The 20,379-nt window shown below is 55.0% G+C and carries 17 protein-coding genes and 1 pseudogene; 5 read left to right on the top strand and 13 right to left on the bottom strand.

Features of this window, described 5'->3' with window-relative positions:
- Positions 1-63 precede the first annotated feature (63 nt).
- Both BN1143_RS00965 and BN1143_RS00970 read right to left on the bottom strand, forming a co-directional pair.
- The gene (locus BN1143_RS00965; protein WP_017765762.1) at positions 64-1,758 is read right to left on the bottom strand and encodes an NAD-dependent malic enzyme; all 1,695 of its coding nucleotides are present in this window, start codon (positions 1,756-1,758) and stop codon (positions 64-66) included.
- A gap of 68 nt (positions 1,759-1,826) precedes the next feature.
- Positions 1,827-2,684, bottom strand: a complete 858-nt coding sequence (locus tag BN1143_RS00970) for a helix-turn-helix transcriptional regulator (protein WP_042049321.1) — start codon at positions 2,682-2,684, stop codon at positions 1,827-1,829.
- Positions 2,685-2,804: 120 nt separating this feature from the next.
- On the opposite strand from BN1143_RS00970, the gene BN1143_RS00975 reads away from it, so the two are divergent.
- Both BN1143_RS00975 and BN1143_RS00980 read left to right on the top strand, forming a co-directional pair.
- The gene (locus tag BN1143_RS00975; protein WP_017783494.1) at positions 2,805-4,184 is read left to right on the top strand and encodes an MATE family efflux transporter; all 1,380 of its coding nucleotides are present in this window, start codon (positions 2,805-2,807) and stop codon (positions 4,182-4,184) included.
- A gap of 139 nt (positions 4,185-4,323) precedes the next feature.
- Positions 4,324-4,572 carry a YciN family protein gene (locus BN1143_RS00980; RefSeq protein WP_005298586.1) on the top strand — a complete coding sequence of 83 codons (249 nt, stop codon included), beginning with the start codon at positions 4,324-4,326 and terminating at the stop codon, positions 4,570-4,572.
- Positions 4,573-4,606: 34 nt separating this feature from the next.
- Here the strand turns inward: BN1143_RS00980 and BN1143_RS00985 are convergent, their stop codons facing one another.
- A complete protein-coding gene (locus BN1143_RS00985; protein ID WP_042049322.1) occupies positions 4,607-5,746 on the bottom strand; it encodes a GGDEF domain-containing protein in 1,140 nt (379 codons plus the stop codon).
- A 246-nt stretch (positions 5,747-5,992) separates the two neighbouring features.
- On the opposite strand from BN1143_RS00985, the gene BN1143_RS00990 reads away from it, so the two are divergent.
- The 3 genes and pseudogenes from BN1143_RS00990 (at position 5,993) to BN1143_RS01000 (ending at position 9,531) form a co-directional block, all read left to right on the top strand.
- Entirely contained in the window at positions 5,993-7,390 is a 1,398-nt protein-coding gene (locus tag BN1143_RS00990; protein ID WP_042049323.1) for a nucleobase:cation symporter-2 family protein, read from the top strand.
- Positions 7,391-7,489: 99 nt separating this feature from the next.
- Entirely contained in the window at positions 7,490-8,188 is a 699-nt protein-coding gene (locus BN1143_RS00995; RefSeq protein WP_042049324.1) for a lipoyl protein ligase domain-containing protein, read from the top strand.
- A gap of 312 nt (positions 8,189-8,500) precedes the next feature.
- Positions 8,501-9,531, top strand: a pseudogene (locus BN1143_RS01000) (IS481 family transposase).
- A 179-nt stretch (positions 9,532-9,710) separates the two neighbouring features.
- Here BN1143_RS01000 and BN1143_RS22570 read toward each other — a convergent pair.
- The 10 genes from BN1143_RS22570 to BN1143_RS01025 form a co-directional block, all read right to left on the bottom strand.
- The gene (locus tag BN1143_RS22570) at positions 9,711-9,869 is read right to left on the bottom strand and encodes a hypothetical protein (protein ID WP_197069834.1); all 159 of its coding nucleotides are present in this window, start codon (positions 9,867-9,869) and stop codon (positions 9,711-9,713) included.
- 441 nt (positions 9,870-10,310) lie between these two features.
- Positions 10,311-10,562: a hypothetical protein gene (locus BN1143_RS22260; RefSeq protein ID WP_156141271.1), complete on the bottom strand. Its 252-nt coding sequence runs from the start codon at positions 10,560-10,562 to the stop codon at positions 10,311-10,313.
- Positions 10,546-11,247 carry a hypothetical protein gene (locus tag BN1143_RS22265; RefSeq protein ID WP_156141272.1) on the bottom strand — a complete coding sequence of 234 codons (702 nt, stop codon included), beginning with the start codon at positions 11,245-11,247 and terminating at the stop codon, positions 10,546-10,548. The genes BN1143_RS22260 and BN1143_RS22265 overlap by 17 nt, the downstream gene beginning before the upstream one ends.
- Before the next feature lie 627 nt (positions 11,248-11,874).
- Positions 11,875-12,504: a hypothetical protein gene (locus tag BN1143_RS22270; RefSeq protein WP_156141273.1), complete on the bottom strand. Its 630-nt coding sequence runs from the start codon at positions 12,502-12,504 to the stop codon at positions 11,875-11,877.
- A gap of 95 nt (positions 12,505-12,599) precedes the next feature.
- On the bottom strand, positions 12,600-13,502 hold the full coding sequence (locus tag BN1143_RS21625) for a PoNi-like cognate immunity protein (protein ID WP_082038384.1): 903 nt from the start codon (positions 13,500-13,502) through the stop codon (positions 12,600-12,602).
- A gap of 38 nt (positions 13,503-13,540) precedes the next feature.
- Positions 13,541-15,244, bottom strand: a complete 1,704-nt coding sequence (locus BN1143_RS21490) for a DUF637 domain-containing protein (RefSeq protein WP_231570553.1) — start codon at positions 15,242-15,244, stop codon at positions 13,541-13,543.
- Between the two features lie 115 nt (positions 15,245-15,359).
- Complete coding sequence (locus tag BN1143_RS22275; protein WP_156141275.1) at positions 15,360-15,599, bottom strand: hypothetical protein; 240 nt, start codon at positions 15,597-15,599, stop codon at positions 15,360-15,362.
- Positions 15,596-17,260, bottom strand: coding sequence for a DUF637 domain-containing protein (locus BN1143_RS21630; protein ID WP_082038385.1), 1,665 nt, complete (start codon positions 17,258-17,260; stop codon positions 15,596-15,598). The genes BN1143_RS22275 and BN1143_RS21630 overlap by 4 nt, the downstream gene beginning before the upstream one ends.
- A 180-nt stretch (positions 17,261-17,440) precedes the next feature.
- Positions 17,441-17,788 (bottom strand): DUF7957 family protein, encoded by a 348-nt coding sequence (locus tag BN1143_RS22280; RefSeq protein WP_156141276.1) that lies wholly within the window; start codon positions 17,786-17,788, stop codon positions 17,441-17,443.
- A complete protein-coding gene (locus BN1143_RS01025) occupies positions 17,785-20,355 on the bottom strand; it encodes a DUF637 domain-containing protein (protein WP_042049328.1) in 2,571 nt (856 codons plus the stop codon). Before BN1143_RS01025 ends, BN1143_RS22280 begins: the two co-directional genes overlap by 4 nt.
- Positions 20,356-20,379: the final 24 nt, after the last annotated feature.

A 20,379-nucleotide genomic window follows, 5' to 3' on the forward strand; every position in this document is an offset into this window, starting at 1 on the left:
GCCACGCCATGCACAAAAAAGGGATGCCGAGGCATCCCTTTTGCTTTGCTCCTTTGCGCAGGATCAGAAGGAGGTACGGCGATAGCGGCGGTACTCTGGGCGCCAGAAGTTCGCCTCGATGGCCTGATCGATCACCTCGTCCGGGGTCTGCACCGCCTTGCCCTGCAGCATGGCGGTCTTGGCCACCATCTTGGCGATGTAGCGGGAAACCTCATGAATGTCCGCCAGATCCGGCAGCAAGGAGCCCTCTTCCCCTTTCACCAGCGGTGAACACTCCGCCAGCGCGCGGCTGGCCGACATCAGCATGGCGTCGGTCACCCGGGTGGCGCCGGCGGCGATCACGCCAAGGCCAATCCCCGGGAAGATGAAGGAGTTGTTGCACTGGGCGATGACGTAGCGCTTGCCCTTGTACTCCACCGGTGCAAACGGGCTGCCGGTGGCCACCAGCGCCTGACCGTCAGTCCAGCGGATGAGGTCGGCCGGGGTGGCTTCCACCCGGGAGGTAGGGTTGGAGAGCGGGAAGATGATGGGGCGGGCACAGTGCTTGTGCATGGTCTTGACCACCTCTTCGGTGAACAGCCCCGGCTGGCCGGAGACCCCGATCAGGATGTCAGGGCGACCGTGCTCCATCACCTCCAGCAGGGAGATGTTGTCCCCCACCGGCCAGTCGGCGATGCGCTCCACCGGCTGGGAGAGACGGCGCTGGAAGTCGAGCTGGTTGGGGATCTTGTCGGTGATGAGGCCGAATCTGTCCACCATGAAGACCCGGCTGCGCGCCTGGGCATCGGTCAGCCCCTCGGCTTTCATCTGCGCCACTATCTGCTCGGCAATGCCGCAACCGGCGCTGCCCGCGCCGAGGAAGGCGACCCGCTTCTCGGAGAGCTTGGCGCCGGAGGCCTTGCAGGCGGCGATGAGGCTGCCGAGGGTCACGGCGGCGGTGCCCTGAATGTCATCGTTGAAGCAGCAGAGCTCGTTCTTGTAGCGATTGAGCAGCGGCATGGCGTTGTTCTGGGCGAAGTCCTCGAACTGCAGCAGGATGTCGGGCCAGCGGCGCTTGACCGCCTGAATGAAGGCGTCGACGAACTCGGCATACTCTTCACCCGAGATGCGCGGATTGCGCCAGCCCATGTAGAAGGGGTCATTCAGCAACTGCTGGTTGTTGGTGCCCACGTCCAGCACCACCGGCAGGCAATAAGCTGGCGAGATGCCACCGCAGGCGGTGTAGAGCGACAGCTTGCCGATGGGAATACCCATGCCGCCGATGCCCTGATCGCCGAGGCCCAGGATGCGCTCACCGTCGGTGACCACGATCACCTTGACGTTCTGCTTGGTGGCGTTTTGCAGCATGTCATCGATCCTGTCCTTGTCCGGATAGGAGATGAACAGGCCACGGGCGCGGCGATAGATGTTGGAGAACTCCTCGCACGCCTTGCCGACGGTCGGGGTGTAGATGACCGGCAGCATCTCGGTCAGGTGGTTGGTCAGCAGCCGGTAGAAGAGCGTCTCGTTGGTGTCCTGGATGTTGCGCAGGTAGATGTGCTTGTCCATGTCGTTGCCGAACGCCATGAACTGACGGTAGGCCCGCTCGGCCTGCTCTTCAATGGTCTCGATATTCTGGGGCAGCAGGCCTTCGAGGTTGAAGTTGCTGCGCTCTTCGCTGGTGAAGGCGCTGCCCTTGTTGAGCAGCGGGGTCTCCAGCAGGGCCGGACCGGCATAGGGAATGTAGAGGGGACGTTTCTGGTTATTATCTTCAAACATGGATCGGGTACCTAAACGATGACCTGGACGAAGGAGTCCGCCGATCCTATGGGCTTGCGCCGTTAATTTCAAAGAGTTTGCACATCCGTTGCAAAAGGTTTGCGACCCAGGCGACGAAAGGCGCCAGGGGTCAGACCAGTGAGACGGCGAAAGCGGTTGGCAAAGTTGGCGCCGTCACTGTAACCGACCCGGCCGGCCAGCTCGCCCAGCGGCCAGTTGGTATAGAGCAGCAGCTGGCGCGCCTTATTCATACGAAGCTCGGTGAGCCAGGCCATGGGGCTCATGCCGAACACCTGCCGGCAGAGCCGGTGCAGGTGGGGCACCGAGCAGGCCATCTGATCGGCTAGCAAGGCCACGCTCCAGGGCTCGTCGAGGCGTGCCTCCACCCGTCGAAACAACGCCTGCAACCTGAGCTCGGGGGTGCCGCGCACCTCCCCCTGCAGGGTGCGCTCCAGGAGCGCCAGCAGCAGGCTCAGCAGCTGGGGCTGCAGCGGTGAACGTACGCCCTCCCCCTGCATCAGGCTGAGCAGGTGATAGAGCGGCTCCCCCTCCTCCCCCTGCCAGATGCGGTGACCGAGCCGGTGCAGGTGCTGCCAGCGCGGCACGTCATCCAGCAGGATCCAGCTGGTGCGCCACTGCGCCCCCACCAGCTTGAGGCCGCCCGGCACTGCCGCCGGCAAGAAGATGAGCGAACCGGCCGGGATGGGCTGCTCGCCGTCATCGGTGAGCAGGGCGCCCCCCTCGTCGTGGCTCACCATCAGGATGTGAAACTCAGGCCGGTTGCGGCGGATCAGGTAGTGATCGCGGATGTGCGACAGCCCGGTCAGGAAGATGCCCGCCTCGCCGAGCAGTGGCAGCCCTTCTCGCCCGAGCATCCGCTCCTCGCAGGCCGGGGCGATTTCCAGACACTCGCTGACAAACGGCATAGCACCTCAACAGGATAGTTTTGCACAAGAAAGCCGAGAGAGGCTCACAGTGAAGCCACCCGCCACTCCCCCTATCATACCCATGACAAACCTTGCTTTTTAGCTACCCGGTTAACATAAATGAATTATTGGCAAGCGATTTTAAAACAAACCACCGATCGTGAGTTCATGACCCGATTGTGGCGGCTGGCCCTGCCGGTCTCGCTGCAATCCATGATGTTCTCCCTGCTCGGTCTCATCGACATCATGATGGTGAGCCAGCTTGGCACCACGGCTGTGGCGGCAGTCGGCTTGGGTAACCGGGTCTTCTTCTTCAATCTGCTGGTGATAGCGGGACTCTCGGGCGGGGTCTCGGTGTTGGCGGCACAATATTACGGCCGCGGCGAGATGGCCGGGGTGCGCCGCTCGCTGGCGCTGGCGCTGGTGGGGGCCCTGGCGGTGAGCCTGCCATTTGCCCTCGTCTATGTGCTTTCACCTGGCAGCGTGCTCGGCTTTGCCAGCCAGGAGCCCGCGCTGCGCGAGCTTGCCGACGAGTTTTTGATGATCACCGGCGCTACCATTCTCTGCACTGCCGTGGTGGTGCCGCTGGAGTCGGCGCTGCGCTCGGTCGGCAATGCCGCCGCCCCCACCCGCATCGGCATCATCGCCATCATTGCCAACGTCATCCTCAACTACGCCCTCATTTTCGGTCATTTCGGCTTCGAGGCCATGGGGGTGGCCGGCTCGGCCTGGGGCACCACGATTTCGCGGCTGCTGCAGACTGCACTGCTGCTGTGCTATGTGTGGCGCATCGAACCTCGCCTGATCCCGCGTAAGCAAGACTGGCTGGCCGCCTTCAAGCGCAAGGAGGTGGTGCGCTTCACCCTGATCGCCCTGCCGCTCCTGTTTCACGACGGGCTCTGGGCCTTCGGCATGCTGCTCTACGGCTTTCTTTACGCCCACCTTGGCACCGACTCGCTGGCCATCATGACCACCCTCGGCACGCTGGAGAGCATCCTCATCTCCCTCTTCTTCGGGCTGGCGGTGGCCTGCTCCACCCTGCTCGGCCACCGGCTCGGGGCCGAAGAGTACGAGGTCGCCTGGCAGCACTCCCAGCTCTTTCTGCTGCTCGCCCCCATCGGTGCCCTGCTGGTGGGGATCGCGGTCTGGCTGCTGCAGACCCACCTGCTGCAGTGGGTCGGCAACCTGCCGGGCGAGCTGATGACGGAGGCCGGTCAGGTGCTCGCCATCCTGTGTCTGGGGATGCTGCTCAAGGTGTTCAACATGGTGGGCATCGTCGGGGTGCTGCGCTCGGGCGGGGACGTCAACTACAGCATCTTCATCGACATCGTCGGCATGTGGTGTATCGGCCTGCCGCTCGCCTGGGGAGCGGTCAACCTGCTCGGCTGGCCCCTCTCCTGGGTGGTGGCGGTGATCCTGCTGGAGGAGCTCAGCAAGATGCTGCTGGTGCAGCGCCGCATCCGCCAGCGCCGCTGGCTGCGCAATCTGGTGCTGGGATAAGGGAAGAGAGCAAAGCGGGAAAATGCGGGGTCATATCAATGACAGAAAATCCCGCTTTGCAGTATGCTGGCCTCCTCTTCAATCAGAGGCAGGGCCGACCCTTATGCCCCCTGCCCAGTAGTCGTTTAAGGAGACGAGCATGCAACCACAAAAAGAGCTGATCACCGAGACTGCCCTGCTGGAGATGGCCAACAAGATCATCAAGGAACACGAAGACTTCATCCACGGCATGCGCGCCGATTCGGTGGAGCAGAAGGGGGAGATCCTGGTGTTCAAGGGGGAGTTCTTCCTGGCCGAAGATGGCACCCCGACCGGCAAGACCATGGCGGTGTTCAACATGTTCAAGCTGCTGGCCCAGCAGCTCTCCGGCAAGTACCAGCTGGGCTGAGCCCGCCCAACCCCGCTCAAGCAAGATGCCGCCCTCAGGCGGCATCTGTCTGTATGGCGGCAGGCTGTGCCGGCTTGCCACCCGGCTCCCCCACCACGCAGTTGCGCCCGGCCATCTTGGCCATGTAGAGGCACTCGTCGGCCCGATTGAGCAGATCCTCCACCCCCTCGCCGCGCAGGGCCAGGGTCAGGCCGATACTCACCGTCACCTCCAGCAGCTCATCGGAGGTGGGGCTCTTCACCAGCCGCGCCTCCACCGCCACCCGCAGCCGCTCGGCCACCCGTTTGGCCTGGGCCAGCTCGGCGCAGTTGGGCTGCAGGATGGCAAACTCCTCGCCGCCGTAGCGGCCCAGCACCATGCCGGGCTCCAGCTGCTCCGCCAGGGTCGCCGCCACCTCCTTGAGCACCGCATCCCCCGCCAGATGGCCGAAGGTGTCGTTGATGCGCTTGAAGCGATCCAGATCCAGCAACAGCACCGCAAACGGCACCTGCTTGCGCACCATGTTCATCCTCGCCTTCTCCAGCTGCTTCATCAGCAGGCGGCGGTTCATCATGCCGGTCAGCTCGTCGGTGGTGGACTCCCGGTAGAGCTGCAGCAGCATGTTGAGCTGGCCGCACTGCACCCAGCTGCTGGCCAGGGCAAACAGCCCCAGCAGCCAGATCTGGTTGAGGGTCTGCACGCTCCAGAGCGGCTGCCCCACCAGCAGCCAGTTGCCGGCCAGCATGGTGACCAGAATGCCCCCCGCCAGCTGCAGGCCTAGGGAGAGCGGAATGGGGAAGATGGCGAACAGGCTGATGAGCAGGTAGGGGAAGGCCATGTAGCCCGCCTGCAACTCCTGATCCGCGCCGAAGCTGTGCAGGCAGATGAGGGAGAAGAGCATCATCACCGCCATCAGGTAGCCAAGCGCCAGCTTCATGCGTTCGCGTTTGAAATGGATGAGGTAGGAGAAGGGGATGAGGGGGGAGAGGGCGAGCAGGCAGAAGATCCGGGCCTGAAACAGTTCATCGAACTGGGCGGCAGGCAAGGTCAGCCAGTCCACCACCGCCCAGGCGGGCAGGCCCACCATCAGCAGACAGGTGAGCAGCCGAAGACGCACCGTCATAAAGCCCATGCGGGTCAGGGTAAAATCTTCGGAGTGGGCACGGGCACTCCAGAACTCCGACAGCTTCAGCATCCAGAGCCTCCAAATCGCAACAGAGGCCTCATTCTACGCCGTGCGGCGGCAAAATCCTATGCAACCCGGGCCATTTACGGGCGAGCGCCGTCACACAAACCGGCGGATCATAATCGCCGCGCGCAAACGTTTCAACCCATGGAAAAATAAACCCGTTTCCAGCCGAATTAGCGCTGGTCAGCCCGTTCTCAATCACTAAAATAGCGCCCAATTTTCTCCCCCCTCCCCCACATATTCGAGGTATTTATGGAACAGGCTGCCGCCGTACGCGCAACCCGAGAGGCCCATCCACCCAGACGAGCCCACAGCGAACTGGTCTACGGCATAGAGGATGTCCCACCCCTGCCCCAGACCCTGTTCGCCGCCCTGCAGCATATGCTCGCCATGTTTGTCGCCATCATCACCCCGCCCCTCATCATCGCCAACGCCCTCGGCCTCCCTGCCGCCGACACCCGCTATATCGTCTCCATGTCGCTGGTCATGTCCGGCATCGCCTCCTTCATCCAGACCCGCCGCTTCGGCCCCCTCGGTTCCGGCCTGCTCTCGGTGCAGGGCACCAGCTTCAACTTCCTCGGCCCCATCATCGCCTCCGGCCTCGCCCTCAAACAGGCGGCCATGCCCACCGAGGATCTGCTGGGCACCCTGTTCGGCACCATGCTGGCGGCCGCCCTCACTATCGTGGTGATGAGCCGCTTCCTGCACCTGGTCAAACGGATCATCACCCCGCTGGTGACCGGCATCGTGGTGCTGCTCATCGGCCTGACCCTCATCAAGGTGGGCCTCATCAGCATGGGAGGCGGCTATGGCGCCCTCTCGGACGGCAGCTTCGCCAGCCACACCAACCTCTTCCTCTCCCTGCTGGTCCTCGGCCTCATCGTGCTGCTGCAGCGCAGCCGCAACCCCTGGCTGCGCCTCTCCGCCATCATGATCGCCATGCTGGTGGGCTATGCGGTGGCGCTGCTGCTGGGCAAGGTCAACGCCCCCACCTTCGACGGCCCGCTGCTGATGGTGCCTGTTCCGCTCAACTACGGGCTCGGCTTTGACTGGCAGCTGTTCGTGCCGCTCGCCATCATCTTCGTGGTGACCGCGCTCGAGGCCATCGGCGACATGACCGCCACCTCCGACATCTCCGGCGAGCCGCTGGAAGGGCCTATCTACATGGAGCGGATCAAGGGCGGCGTGCTGGCCGATGGTGCCAACTCCATGCTGGCGGCGGTCTTCTCCACCTTCCCCATGTCCACCTTCGCCCAGAACAACGGCGTCATCCAGCTGACCGGGGTGGCCAGCCGCCACGTCGGTCTCTTCATCGCCGCCATGCTGGCCCTGCTCGGCCTGTTCCCGGCGGTAGCGAGCCTGGTGCAGCAGATCCCCGAGCCCGTGCTGGGCGGCGCTACCATCGTCATGTTCGGCACCATCGCCGCCGCCGGCGTGCGCATCATCTCCCGCGAGGAGCTAGATCGCCGCGCCCTGATGATCCTGGCGGTGTCGCTGGCCATGGGCCTCGGAGTGGCCCAGGTGCCGGAAGTGCTGCAACACCTGCCGGATCTGGCCAAGAGCGTGCTCTCCTACGGTGTCGCCACCGGCGGCCTCACCGCCATCGTGCTCAACCTGCTGCTGCCCAAGCGCGCCGCCGCACAGGCCTGACACTCCGCCATCCTTGCACCAAAGCCCCGCCATGCGGGGCTTTACCTCCTTCGCCATCGCGGTTAGTGTGCAGGGCAGCCTCTGCTCAGGATGCCTGCCATGCCCTATACCCTGCTCTCCCCCCTGCCCAGCAGCCACACCCCGGATCAGATCCTGGCCCAGGAGCAACTCTGGCTGCGGGAGTGCGCCCATGACCGCCAGCCCCGCGCCCACCTCTGGCAGGCTTCCCAATGCCTTATCGTCACCCGCAAGGATACCCGCTTGCCCCGCTACCAGGCCGCCTGCGAGCAGCTTGCCGCCGAGGGCTGGCCCGTGCATGTGCGCGACAGCGGCGGCACCGCCGTGCCCCACGGCGCCGGCATCCTCAATCTGTCGCTCATGCTGCCTCGCACCACCACGGATCTGGCCCACTACTACCGGCTGCTGGGGGCGCCGCTGCTCGCCCTGCTGGGGGAATATGGTCTTGAGGGGAGTTATGACTTCGTGCCCGGCTCGTTTTGCGATGGCCAGTACAATCTGGTGATCGGGGGTCGCAAGGTAACCGGCACCGCCCAGCGCTGGCTGGCGCCGGGCCAGGATCACCAAGGCGCCGTGCTGGCCCAGGCCATGCTGCTGGTGGCCGGCGATGTAGACGAGGGCACCCGGATGGCGAGCCGCTTCTACGAGCTGGCGGGTGGTGAGCTGCGCTTTCTGCCGGGCACCTCCACCACCATCGCGCAAGCCATAGCTTGGCAAGGGAGCGAGGGCGAACTGGTGGAGAAGGTGCGAGAACAGCTGAAGCAAGGGCTTGAGGAGTAACAATCCCCACGCCAATTTCTACTGATAGGGGGACGGCTCTTCTACACCAGCAAACCACCAGTGACTTCGGTCCATGTGCTGACATGGTGCTGCTGTAGTGGTCAACTAAATCCGGACACATAGTTAAGCCGAGTCTCGGCTTTTGCTGGCGGTATTCCATCATTGTGTTGATGTGGACGCCGCCAGTTGTAGTAATCCATCAGGTGTATGGAGATGGTATTCACCTGACAGTTGCCCACAAAAGGGAGTGGTCATACGGCTTCAAACCGGATAACAAAACGGTACCCCTACCGTGTTATCTGGAGTCACCGCATGACCACCAACGAGAAAGTAGCACGTCGTAAACTCAGCCTGCTAGAGCTCGCCAAAGAGCTCAATAATGTCAGCAAAGCCTGCAAGCTCATCGGCTACAGCCGTCAGCAGTTCTACGAAATTCGCCGTAATTACCAGACCTATGGCGCCGAGGGCTTGCTCGACAAACTGCCCGGCTGCAAAGGGGTTCATCCCAACCGGGTCGCTCCCGAGATTGAGCAGGCCATCCTCGATTACTCACTGACCCAACCTACCCATGGACCGTTGCGGGTCGCGCAAGAACTCGCTCTGCAAGGCATCAACGTCAGTGCGGGTAGCGTGCGTGGCGTGTGGCAACGTCACGATTTGCTCTCTAAACACGACCGTTTGTTGCGCCTCGAGAAAACTCACCGGGAGTAGACGATTGAGCTCAATGACGAGCAAATTCGCCTGTTAGAGCGCTTCAGTCCCGAGTTCCGCGAACGCCAGATTGAGGTCCATTACACCGGGGAACTGGTGGCGGTCGATACCTTCTTCGTCGGTGTACTCAAGGGGGTTGGCTACAAACCGTACTGGACTGCTACAGCCGCCACGCCTGGGGGCGGCTCTACACCAGCAAGCTGCCGGTGACCTCGGTCCATGTGCTCAATGAAACTGTGTTGCCGTTCTTCGAGGCTCACGAGGCGCGGGTCTACACCATCCTGTCGGATAACGGACGTGAGTTCTGTGGGCGCCCTGACCATCATCCCTACGAGCTGTTCCTGCAACTGGAGGGGATTGAACATCGGACAACCAAGGTGCGCAGGCCGCAGAGCAACGGTTTTATCGAACGGCTGCATCGCACACTGCTGGATGAACACTTCCGTATCAAGGGGAGGACGACCTGGTATGAGTCGGTAGAGCAGATGCAGACAGACCTGGATAGCTACCTGGAGCACTACAACACCCAGCGGCCACATCAGGGCAGGATGATGGAGGGACAGACGCCTTACAGCATGTTCAAGAAGGGTCTGAAATTGATACCGAAGGAAGTGCGCTCTAAAGTAGCGTAAACAAGACACCGGTTTGAGGCCTGTGTCAGGTGATAACTAGATCTGTACAAACCGGCCCTACATCTGTCGAATCTCTGATAGTAAGATCCAAAATTCCTTTTCTATCATTTCGAATTCTGGCCCATCCTCCATCGCGATCAGCGATCAGCGATCAGCGATCAGCGATCAGCGATCAGCGATCAGCGATCAGCGATCAGCGATACCATATCTAAATTCTCTGTGAGGGAGAGCTCTGGATCCTGATAAATACTAAATGCCTCTTTTGATATTTTAAAAACATCAAATCCACCGACAGCTGTTTTTTCAAGCCTATCGGCCACTATGTATCCTAGAGTCATTGTTGTCCTCAACTCTTCAATTCAGCTCCCATTGGAGAGTAATGCTGAGCGTCAACTGGCTATCCATTAATATTCTTTGGATGGACACGAATTACACTTCCTGAATTATGATCACTCTCCATACATTGCCTCGTATTACCAGTTTTAGGGTTGAACTCCGTAAAAAGATAGGTTCTTCGGATAGCAACCTCTGCTCTAGCAGTAACTTCTAGCATAGAATATCTAACACAACCATTAGTCATTTTTTATTAATGGCTGTACTTTTTAAGTTCTTATAGTAATCCAGAGCATCCATCAATTTTAATCCCCCCCCCTTAAATAACTAACTTTATAAAAAGCATTAACAAAACATGTATAGTTGTAGCGACAACATACTAACAGCATGCTGATTAATTAGCATGAAGGTGCGAGCGACTTTTTCGCACCTTCAGTAAGAAGCGTCTAGGCTCTACTGCCCCTAAATAAAAGAATTATACAACCTGATATTCCAATAATCACACCGAGCGCAACGCCCTTGGATGCAAAAAACAAATACTCATCTAAAACATTAAAAGTGTGACCATATCTAAAATAGATATAAACATCAATAAGAATGCCAGCAAATCCTGCCAATATAGGTGTAAAAAACATCGAGGTGGCAATCACCCCTATACATCTTGCAACAAAAATGAAAATTCTACTTTTTAAATTCATCTTTAATTTTTTCCTCTACTACCTTAGATGTCCATTCTGAAGGAACAGAGCTTACAACGTTCCCAGTAGTGCTTGGAGTAATATTACTGGCAGGTTGCTTGGTTATTCCAAGCCCTATATCTATCCACTCGTAATTTTTATAACTTGGGTTCATCTTAATATCCAGCGGTATCTCTATTAACTTTCCTAAATCATATCCCAATCCAGCACCAACCCCACTTGAAACTCCACCATTTAAAGGATCTTCCCCTTTGAGGTAACTCATATAAGCACCACCGGCTCCGTTCGCACCGACCGTTGACCAGAATCCCCAGCCAACAGTACCCGCGCTCAGGTAAGCAGCAAATACAGCGTCTCTTGCATCGACTTTACTGATATCCCAATTATTGTCCCACAACTGGAAACCTGTACTTGCTGAGCCACCAATGCCTGCCGCGAGCAACAGCTCTGATGAAAGTAGTGGTAAGCCTACGAGGTCAAAACCCGCTATTGCTACATTTTTGCACTCTGGTGATTCACCACAAGATTTAAACTCCTTCTGTTTCTCATCCATTAACTTGGCATACTCCTCTGGATAACGAGCTTTGAGTGCAGCCAATGCATGGGCATGATTATTGTAACGTTCTACTGTCTCAGCTCGGTCTGCCCCGGTATCAAACTGGTTTTGATCGCCTGTCACCGCCACGGCCGCCAACCCAATACTTTGTTCAAAGCAACCTGGTACTTGGTATCAGAGAAAACCTGACTGCTCCAACTGCTGGCGAGTTCCAACATGACACCACCGGCCACCCCGTCGCAAACTGCTGCCGGTAATCTCGGCAATGGCACAGCTAGTCACCCCATGGGCAGCGATTTTCCCTGCCTCTGCCAACGGGCTGTTGGCCATCTCAAATTTAACAAAAAGGTGGGCGTCCCAGATTTCCTTCTGGGATTTCAAAATTAATATATCCTTTATCTCACTCTTTTTTTTCACTTTCTTTAAAGAGAGAGACAACAAAAATATATATTTATATCGATGTTCCAGCTATAAAACAAAATATAACAGCCCGTTCAACCTCTCCTTTAGGAACAAGAAACTCGCCTTCTTTAAAATAAAAAACGATGGAGCTTGACCCTCCGATTAAAAAACATAAAAGGACACAAAAAAACATGAGTAAAGCCATAACCCAAGATAACACTTCATTTCATGACTTCTTTTTTTTCAACTCTCTCTAAAAGCAACTTATTAGAGTACCCAGTAAAAAACTCACTACCAAGACTGCCTGTTGTTTCAAAAACAACCCCTGGTATTTTGTCTCCCTTTAGGATTTTATTAGAAAGCCCAGGCATATACTTTCCATATGCGCCCCCCCAAGGCAGATCCGACCCTGGAAACATCAGTTTTATCAATACTTAAATCATCTAAAATAAGAGATGACCCAATAGCTATACCTATATTTTCCTTTATACCTCTACCAGGGGCCAACGCTCCTGTAACTGCTGCATTAGCACTTCCATAATAATCCAAAGATTTATTTTCATTGCCAGGAAGACTAAGGTCATACCACTGATATGCTGCATTAGCCATAGTTGATATTGATGATCCTGCGAAAACACTCTCGACTGCTGCTGCAGGTCCAAAATATGCGGCACCGATAATATAGGCACTTGTTTTAAGTGTTTCCTTTAGCGTTTCTTTCTTAGCCTCTTCATCAGCATTTTTAATTATGGGTTCAAGTCCTCTATTCACATCGGCCATCTTCGCTTCAGCAGCTAAGTTAAACATATGCTGAAGACTATTGTAACGATACACAGTCTCCGCCCGCTCAGCCCCAGTATCAAACTGGTTTTGATCGCCTGTCACCGCCACGGCCGCCAACCCACCCAATACCTTGTTCAAAGCAATCTGATGCTCGGTATTGGAGAAAACCTGACTGCTCCAGCTGCTGGCAAGCTCAGACATGGCACCACCTGCAGCTCCCGCCGCAAACTTGCCACCTGTTATCTCCAAAAAGGTGGGGGTCCCAGATTTCCTCCTAACAACATGATTTTATTCTTTTACCACCCCAACAACTTCTTGAGCCAGTTTTTAGCTGGAGTAGTAGCAGGAGGAGATGCTTCCGGTTGAGTTTCAACATCTGAACGTACTGGGTGAGTACTAGGCCCATCTGGGCGCAATAAATCGCTAGGGTAATGTTCATGGCCAAGGCACAAACTATCATCCAATCCAAATGCTTTGACTGCTGCAACAGCCTCTACACACCACCGTCCAAAATATGCGCCTCCCTCAAAATTCTTATCGCCGTAGGTATACCAATATGGACGCTCATACATAGCAGTGGCTGGTGCATTCCCCGGTTTAGCGGGGCGGTCTAGCTCTCGGTACCAGTTTTCAACAAACTCAGCCAGTAGACACGGCTGTTGCTCTACGGGAGCATCTATGGCGTTAAGTAACCGCTGATAAGGCTTGGGGTGGCAGAGCGCTTCGCCAATTGTTCGCCCTTGCTGGCGGCTGGCGATCACTCGATCAAGCAAAGCATCCTCACCCTCATTGCCAATCAACGTCAGTAAACGTTGCCACTGTTCATCGGGAATATCCAACGCCAACGCCAATCCAACAAGCCAGAAGCAGACGATATAATGGTCAAGGTTTACTTGCCAAGCATGACGAGTATATTGCTGTTGCTCGGTAAAAACGTCTCGGCCCAATCGTTCCGACTCCTCCCAAGCGTCTAGCAAGGGCGGAAAATATTGGGCCAGCTCTTTAATGTCATCACCTCGTGAATAGCGACGAAGTATTTGGTGCCAATTTTTTTTCACTATTTCAAATAAAAATTGAGGCCTGTATTCTTTATTTTCTGATGGCAAACAGCTCTGACTAAAAAAATCAGCTATAGACTCATCACCATAAATTACCCACTCATCCCAGTAATGCTGACTTCCTTCAGTCGCTCTAATCATTTCTTATTCCACATTATTTTTGATGACACATCGTGATTTCAAATAAGTTTCCCATCCTTGCCCATAATACCAACACTCGCCCTACCATAAGGATCCGTATGCACCAACCACTTCTCTATTCTACCTGCATCCATTGATTTAATTATATTGTCGGCTAAGCGCTCATTGTTTCCAGCCGACTCTAATATTCGGTTGTAATTAGTCTTACTACCCAATAGCCAACCATCACTCCCTTGTAAACCATCCTTGGTCATCCCTTGTTTTGACGAGCCGAACTTGTACTCCACCACAAGATAATCCACACCCGGTTTATCGATTTTGTACAAACCATCAATACCAGTTTGACCCACTCCGGGAACTCGGCCTATTTCCTGTGCACCAGGGATGGCCTGCTGGATCTTCTGCGAACCCAACAAATCGCCAATTACCCCTTTTTGCGCATTGGTTAACGTCCGAAAATCCATCAGAGGACGGCCATTGCTGGCAAATGTGCCACCATTTTTGACCAGCAACTCATAACTGGTCAGCCCTCCGCCTAACGCATCCAAAGCAACTGAAGTGGCCTTGCCCGTCACTTTAGTGACAACCAGAGCCCCACCTTTCGCCAAACCGGCACCACCAGCAACCAGACTCGCGATATCAGTCACCAGCTGACCGATTTCAACACCTGCATTGAATGAGCCACTGGCTCCAGCTTTTTGGTATTCAGCTTTCAGCTTCTCGATCCGTGCAATGTAAGATTGCTTCATTACATCCGAGACTTTTCCCAATGCATCACCACTGTTAAACAGTGCCTTCAGCGCATCAAGGGTTTCTATGGGGCTGCTGGCTGCTTTCACTATCCCTTCAGCCGTTTCATACAGACTGGCAGGTACTCCCGCAGCCATTCCCGCCGCAAAGCTCCCGTCCTGTCCCAGATCGATAGCAGCCCATTTAACCCGAGTTTGCAAACAGGCTTGGGGGGTGGTGCAGTTAGACAACTCTTTATCTCTTTGTGCCTTTTGTTGGTGGCTGAGGTAGTTATACCTATGCACCGTCTCCGCCCGCTCAGCACCCGTATCAAACTGGTTTTGATCGCCTGTCACCGCCACGGCTGCCAACCCACCCAGTACCTTATTCAAAGCAACCTGGTGCTCGGTATCAGAGAAAATCTGACTGCTCCAGCTGCTGGCGAGTTCCGACATGGCACCACCGGCCGCTCCCGCCGCAAACTTGCCGCCAGTGATCTCGGCAATGGCACCGCTGGTCACCCCATGAGCAGCGATTTTTCCTGCCTCTGCCAACGGGCTGTTGGCAGCATCAAATTGAATACTTTGATCCCCTATCCAGTTGGCCGTGGCTTTACCCACTTCCCCCTGAATATTGGATAACAGGCTGGCTTTAAAGGCATCCGAAAAGTGGGAGCCATTGATGGTGGTGTTAATCCCTGCGGTCACGACCGAGTGACTGGTCACCCGGTTGAAGGTGTCCCAGGAGAACAGATTGGAGGCCGCAGGCTGGCTGGCTGCATTGCTGGCCGCAGGTGCAGCACTCGCCACTCCCATCGCCTGGTCCAAGCCCTGCAACGCCCCTGCCGTTGCCACCGAGGTCGCCAGCTGCTTAATGCTGGCACTGCTGCCCAGTTCTTTGAGTACCGCGCCCAAATTGCCGCCATTGTTGATGGTGGAGATTGTTGCCTGACTCACCAAAGTACTAAAAGCAGCGTTGGCCATGGCCGCTGACGTTGCACCGACGGCACTCACGCTGACCCCTTGTACTGCAGTCAACGCGGCCACACCCCCAACCTACCTCTACTGGCCTTAGCTTTCCAAAGCTCGAAAAAACAACTAACCACAAAGAGACATTAACACCAATATTTTACTGATATCGACCAAAACGTTTATATAAATATGTTACAACGCCTACACCGACACCCCAAAACATACTTAACTTTAAATCAGACATAAATTCAACCGAAGAATAAGCGATTGAGATATTACCGTGATAATAAATAAAGCCATCTATAAATGAAATCATTGTTCTTATGGACAAAACTCCTAAAAACATTATAAATGAACCTAAAATAGAATAAAGAATATAAAACACCATAACTTTCATTTCAAAACCTCATATAGGCGCATGGAGTCTTCTGTTGCATGAGTCGCCACCTCCGACAGAACGGCGCTACCAGAACCGGCAATAATCGCAGGAAGATTGCTCTTAGGGTATGGATAAAATATTGGTGTATTGGGTGATTGCATCCATTTTATATCATTTTTAGGCGGATTAAAAAACTTATCCAGGGGTTTCTCCGCTTTACCAACTCCATATCCAACTGTAGATCCCATGACACCAGCCGCCATTGGGCGCCATGGACTTTTTTTCTCAATAAGACTAGTAATACCACTTCCTGCAGCATTTACTGTCGTCGCCCCCCAATACCCCATATTTACAGTAGCACCACCGGTTACCATTGAAGCACCAAAAGTAACCCAACTAAACGGTTCACCGTAATATATTTGAGCTCCAGCATTAGCAGCCCCACTAATTCCAACCCCAACAAGCCGCTCTCCTATTGTTGCACTACCCACCCATTTCCCAACAGTTGGAGCAACTGCTTTGCTGAATGCCGGAATACCAAGACTGATCGTAGCAATAACAGCTTTAGGTATATTATTTCTTCGTTCAAGATCTTCATACCCATCAATAATTGGTGTTAACTGATTCAAGCTATGCAGAGATAACTCTCTGCAGTATGAATTACAGTTAGCAGATTGGATTAATTGCATTAAATCATCTTGTTGGGTAATCAATGCATCTTTTGAGATGGCTGTCTGCAATGCTCTTTCAAGCTGAACTTTATCAACCTGTTGTGCAGCTGAAAGAAGTCTTTCCCGCTCTTCTGGTGTTGCCGCACTACCATACTTATCTAACCAGTCTGTTATTTGTTTATGAGTCAAATAGTTGTAGCGATACACAGTCTCCGCCCGGTCAGCCCCGGTATCAAACTGGTTTTGATCGCCTGTCACCGCCACAGCCGCCAACCCACCCAATACCTTGTTCAAAGCAACCTGATACTCGGTATTGGAGAAAACCTGACTGCTCCAGCTGCTGGCGAGTTCCGACATGGCACCGCCTGCCGCTCCCGCCGCAAACTTGCCGCCAGTGATCTCGGCAATGGCACCGCTGGTCACCCCATGGGCAGCAATTTTTCCTGCCTCTGCCAACGGGCTGTTGGCAGCATCGAATTTAATGCCTTGATCCCCTATCCAGTTGGCCGTGGCTTTACCCACTTCCCCCTGAATATTGGATAACAGGCTGGCTTTAAAGGCATCCGCAAAGTGGGAGCCATTGATGGTGGTGTTAATCCCTGCGGTCACGACTGAGTGACTGGTTACCCGGTTGAAAGTATCCCAGGAGAACAGATTGGAGGCCGCAGGTTGGCTGGCGGCATTGCTGGCCGCCGGTGCCGCACTCGCCACTCCCATCGCCTGGTCCAAGCCCTGCAACGCCCCTGCCGTTGCCACCGAGGTCGCCAGTTGTTTGATACTGGCACTACTGCCCAGTTCTTTGAGTACCGCCCCCAAATTGCCGCCATTGTTGATGGTGGAGATAGTTGCCTGACTCACCAAAGTACTAAAAGCAGCGTTGGCCATGGCCGCTGCTGTAGCTGTTCCCTCGGCAGCCCCCATCGCCAGTGCTCCAGCGCCCCCAGTTGCAGTCGCTAAGGCGATAGCAATGATGGCGGAAGCAATTGGACTTATAGTTCCACTGTTCATAAGCCTCTTGCACAGCTTCCATCTTCGCACCTGGCATGATTGACCCAAGCCAGCCCCGGTTCGTTTGCCAGCAAAGAGGCGGGGGTTCCTGATTTCATCATATTTGGGACGGAACAGGTCCTGTACATGAGGCCCTAATACCGGTTAGCCCTGAGCCTGTGAACCAGACATCGGAATAGCTCATTTGTTAAAGGCAACAGCGGAGATTGCGCCACTTTTTACATCTACCGCATAATCAATACCATTCCAGTTTCCAGCAATAAGCTTGCCGTTTGGCGAAATATAGATTGATGTGAATGGTTTGTCAGGCTCAGTTCCATGAGGGCTTTCTTCAATTTCCCACTTAAAACACCCATTAATTGTAAAACCATAAATATTAGCGTTGCATAACTCACCGACTGCCGGTTCGATTCTAACTACCACAACTTCACCTATAGTTATAGCCTCAACTACTGGATAAGGTAAGTTTACAGCTTTGTCATTGATGGTGATTAAGCCATCAGTAATTTCGAAGATATTTTTATTCATTGACCGAGCCTCACCGTATTTGTGAACGCTGATTCAGGCAAGCGTTGCAATAGTTCATATTGAGTAGCATTGCCGATACCATTAAATGCTGGCAGAGGATTTACAGTGCCAGTTCGCACCTTGGTTCCGGCTGGAACATTAACCTCAGACATATATGTTGGCAACTCAGGTAAAGCATACTTAGATTTTATCTGTTCTGGCGTAAGTCCCTCCAAGGCCTCTTTTTTCATCATCCACGATCTAGCTTTATTATGCTCACCGTGCACACGTACATAGACTTCATCTACAGTAGATTTAAATTCAGTAACCCTAGTTCCAGGCTTGTATGGCGGCTGCCAACCTGCGGGAAATGTCAAATTAACGGATTCTGCGGAACTATACGCAACATCCATTCTCTTAGAGTATTTTCCTACTGATGTTTGCGTAGATTCGTTATCAGTAGATGCTTTTTGCCCTACACCTTGCTCATTCTTGGTAACATTTGATGCATTCTTCGTGTTCCCTGTTAACAGTTTGGACTTGGGCATGCTCCCTGCACCAAGCGATCCCAGCGCAATATTCGTTAAACCATCCGCCCCGGTCTTGAGTAAAGAGGCTTCCAACCAACCGCATTGGCCTGTGCATTGGTCAATGATATCAGCATACCAATTGGCTGTATCTTCATAGCTGCGGCCTGCCATATCATCCAGCACACGCAAAGCTGTGTACGCTTTTTCAGTCAGCTCAATCTGGTTACGCATCCGAGTCACACAGGCACCATCTCCTGCATCCCAGCACACTTTTAACTTCTGAATGTTATCTGCCGACTCTTCTGCCATCTCCTTGAGAATCCCTTGTTCGCAACTAGGGCTCCCGTTACAACCTTTAAACCGTTCAGTAAAGTGCTGGGGTCTACCATGTTCCAGATAGTTATACCGATACACAGTCTCCGCCCGCTCAGCCCCGGTATCAAACTGGCTTTGATCGCCTGTCACCGCCACGGCTGCCAACCCACCCAATACCTTATTCAAAGCAACCTGGTGCTCGGTATCAGAGAAAACCTGACTGCTCCAGCTGCTGGCGAGTTCCGACATGGCACCACCGGCCGCTCCCGCCGCAAACTTGCCGCCAGTGATCTCGGCAATGGCACCGCTGGTCACCCCATGAGCAGCGATTTTTCCTGCCTCTGCCAACGGGCTGTTGGCAGCATCAAATTGAATACCTTGATCCCCTATCCAGTTGGCCGTGGCTTTACCCACTTCCCCCTGAATATTGGATAACAGGCTGGCTTTAAAGGCATCCGAAAAGTGGGAGCCATTGATGGTGGTGTTAATCCCTGCGGTCACGACCGAGTGACTGGTCACCCGGTTGAAGGTGTCCCAGGAGAACAGATTGGAGGCCGCAGGCTGGCTGGCTGCATTGCTGGCCGCAGGTGCAGCACTCGCCACTCCCATCGCCTGGTCCAAGCCCTGCAACGCCCCTGCCGTTGCCACCGAGGTCGCCAGCTGCTTAATGCTGGCACTACTGCCCAGTTCTTTGAGTACCGCGCCCAAATTGCCGCCATTGTTGATGGTGGAGATAGTTGCCTGACTCACCAAAGTACTAAAAGCAGCGTTGGCCATGGCCGCTGTAGCTGTTCCCTCAGCAGCCCCCAGCGCCAATGCTCCAGCGCCCCCGGTTGCAGCCGCCAAGGCAATAGCAATGATGGCGGAAGCAATTGGACTCAGACTTTGCTGGCTATAGTTCCACTGTTCATAGGCCTCTTGCACAGCTTCCATCTTCACACCTGGCATACTGCGAACCTGCTCCACCCAGGCCATGCCGGGTTGCGTCGCCAATGTATCCAGCCGTGCCTGCAGGCTTTCTCCCTCCTTCTGCCCCACTTGCAACAGCACACCCTGACCCGCATTGATATTGATATCCGCGCCGTCCAGCTGATTCTGACGCTCGGCGGTACTGTTGGTACCATTGCCGGACATCTTCACCATGACACCGCTCTTCTTCTCATCCTTGCGGTAGAAATACTCATCGGTGGCGGTCAATAACTTGAGCATGCCGTCCGTATCTAGACTCAGGGTTTCGCCAGCCTGGATGTCACTGCCTTTGAGGGTCATGTCCCCCTGACTGGCCAGGCTCACGTTGCCACCGGCAGTGATGGTCGTCCCCTGCGCCGTCACATCCTTCTGCTCTATTTCGGTAGATTTCGACTTCAGGAAGCCTTTGCTCTTGCTTTGCTCGAAGTGATAGACCTCGTTGTCTGCCGTGAGTAACTGCAGTTCACCACCAGCCTGCAACGCAGCATTCCCTTTCGCATCCAGTGTACTGGCCTGAGCTAACAAGTTGTTGCCGGCCTCGAGCAACAGATTGTTGCCACTGAGTTCGACGCCCTGCTGGGTAGTGGTGCGATCGATGATGTGTTTGTTGCCACGACGAATATCATCGCTGCTTTGATTGGCTTCACTGGCCAAGAGCAGGTTATTGCCCGCCAGCAGGTTGATATCCCCCTTCCCCTCGACGCGGGATGCGCTGAGCGCCAGGTCTTGGCCAGCCTGGATAACAACGCGACCGCCAGCGTTCAGTTCGCTCATCAGCTGCTCAACCCGGGCGAAGCG

It is taken from the genome of Aeromonas dhakensis (assembly GCF_000820305.1).
GTDB lineage: Bacteria > Pseudomonadota > Gammaproteobacteria > Enterobacterales > Aeromonadaceae > Aeromonas > Aeromonas dhakensis.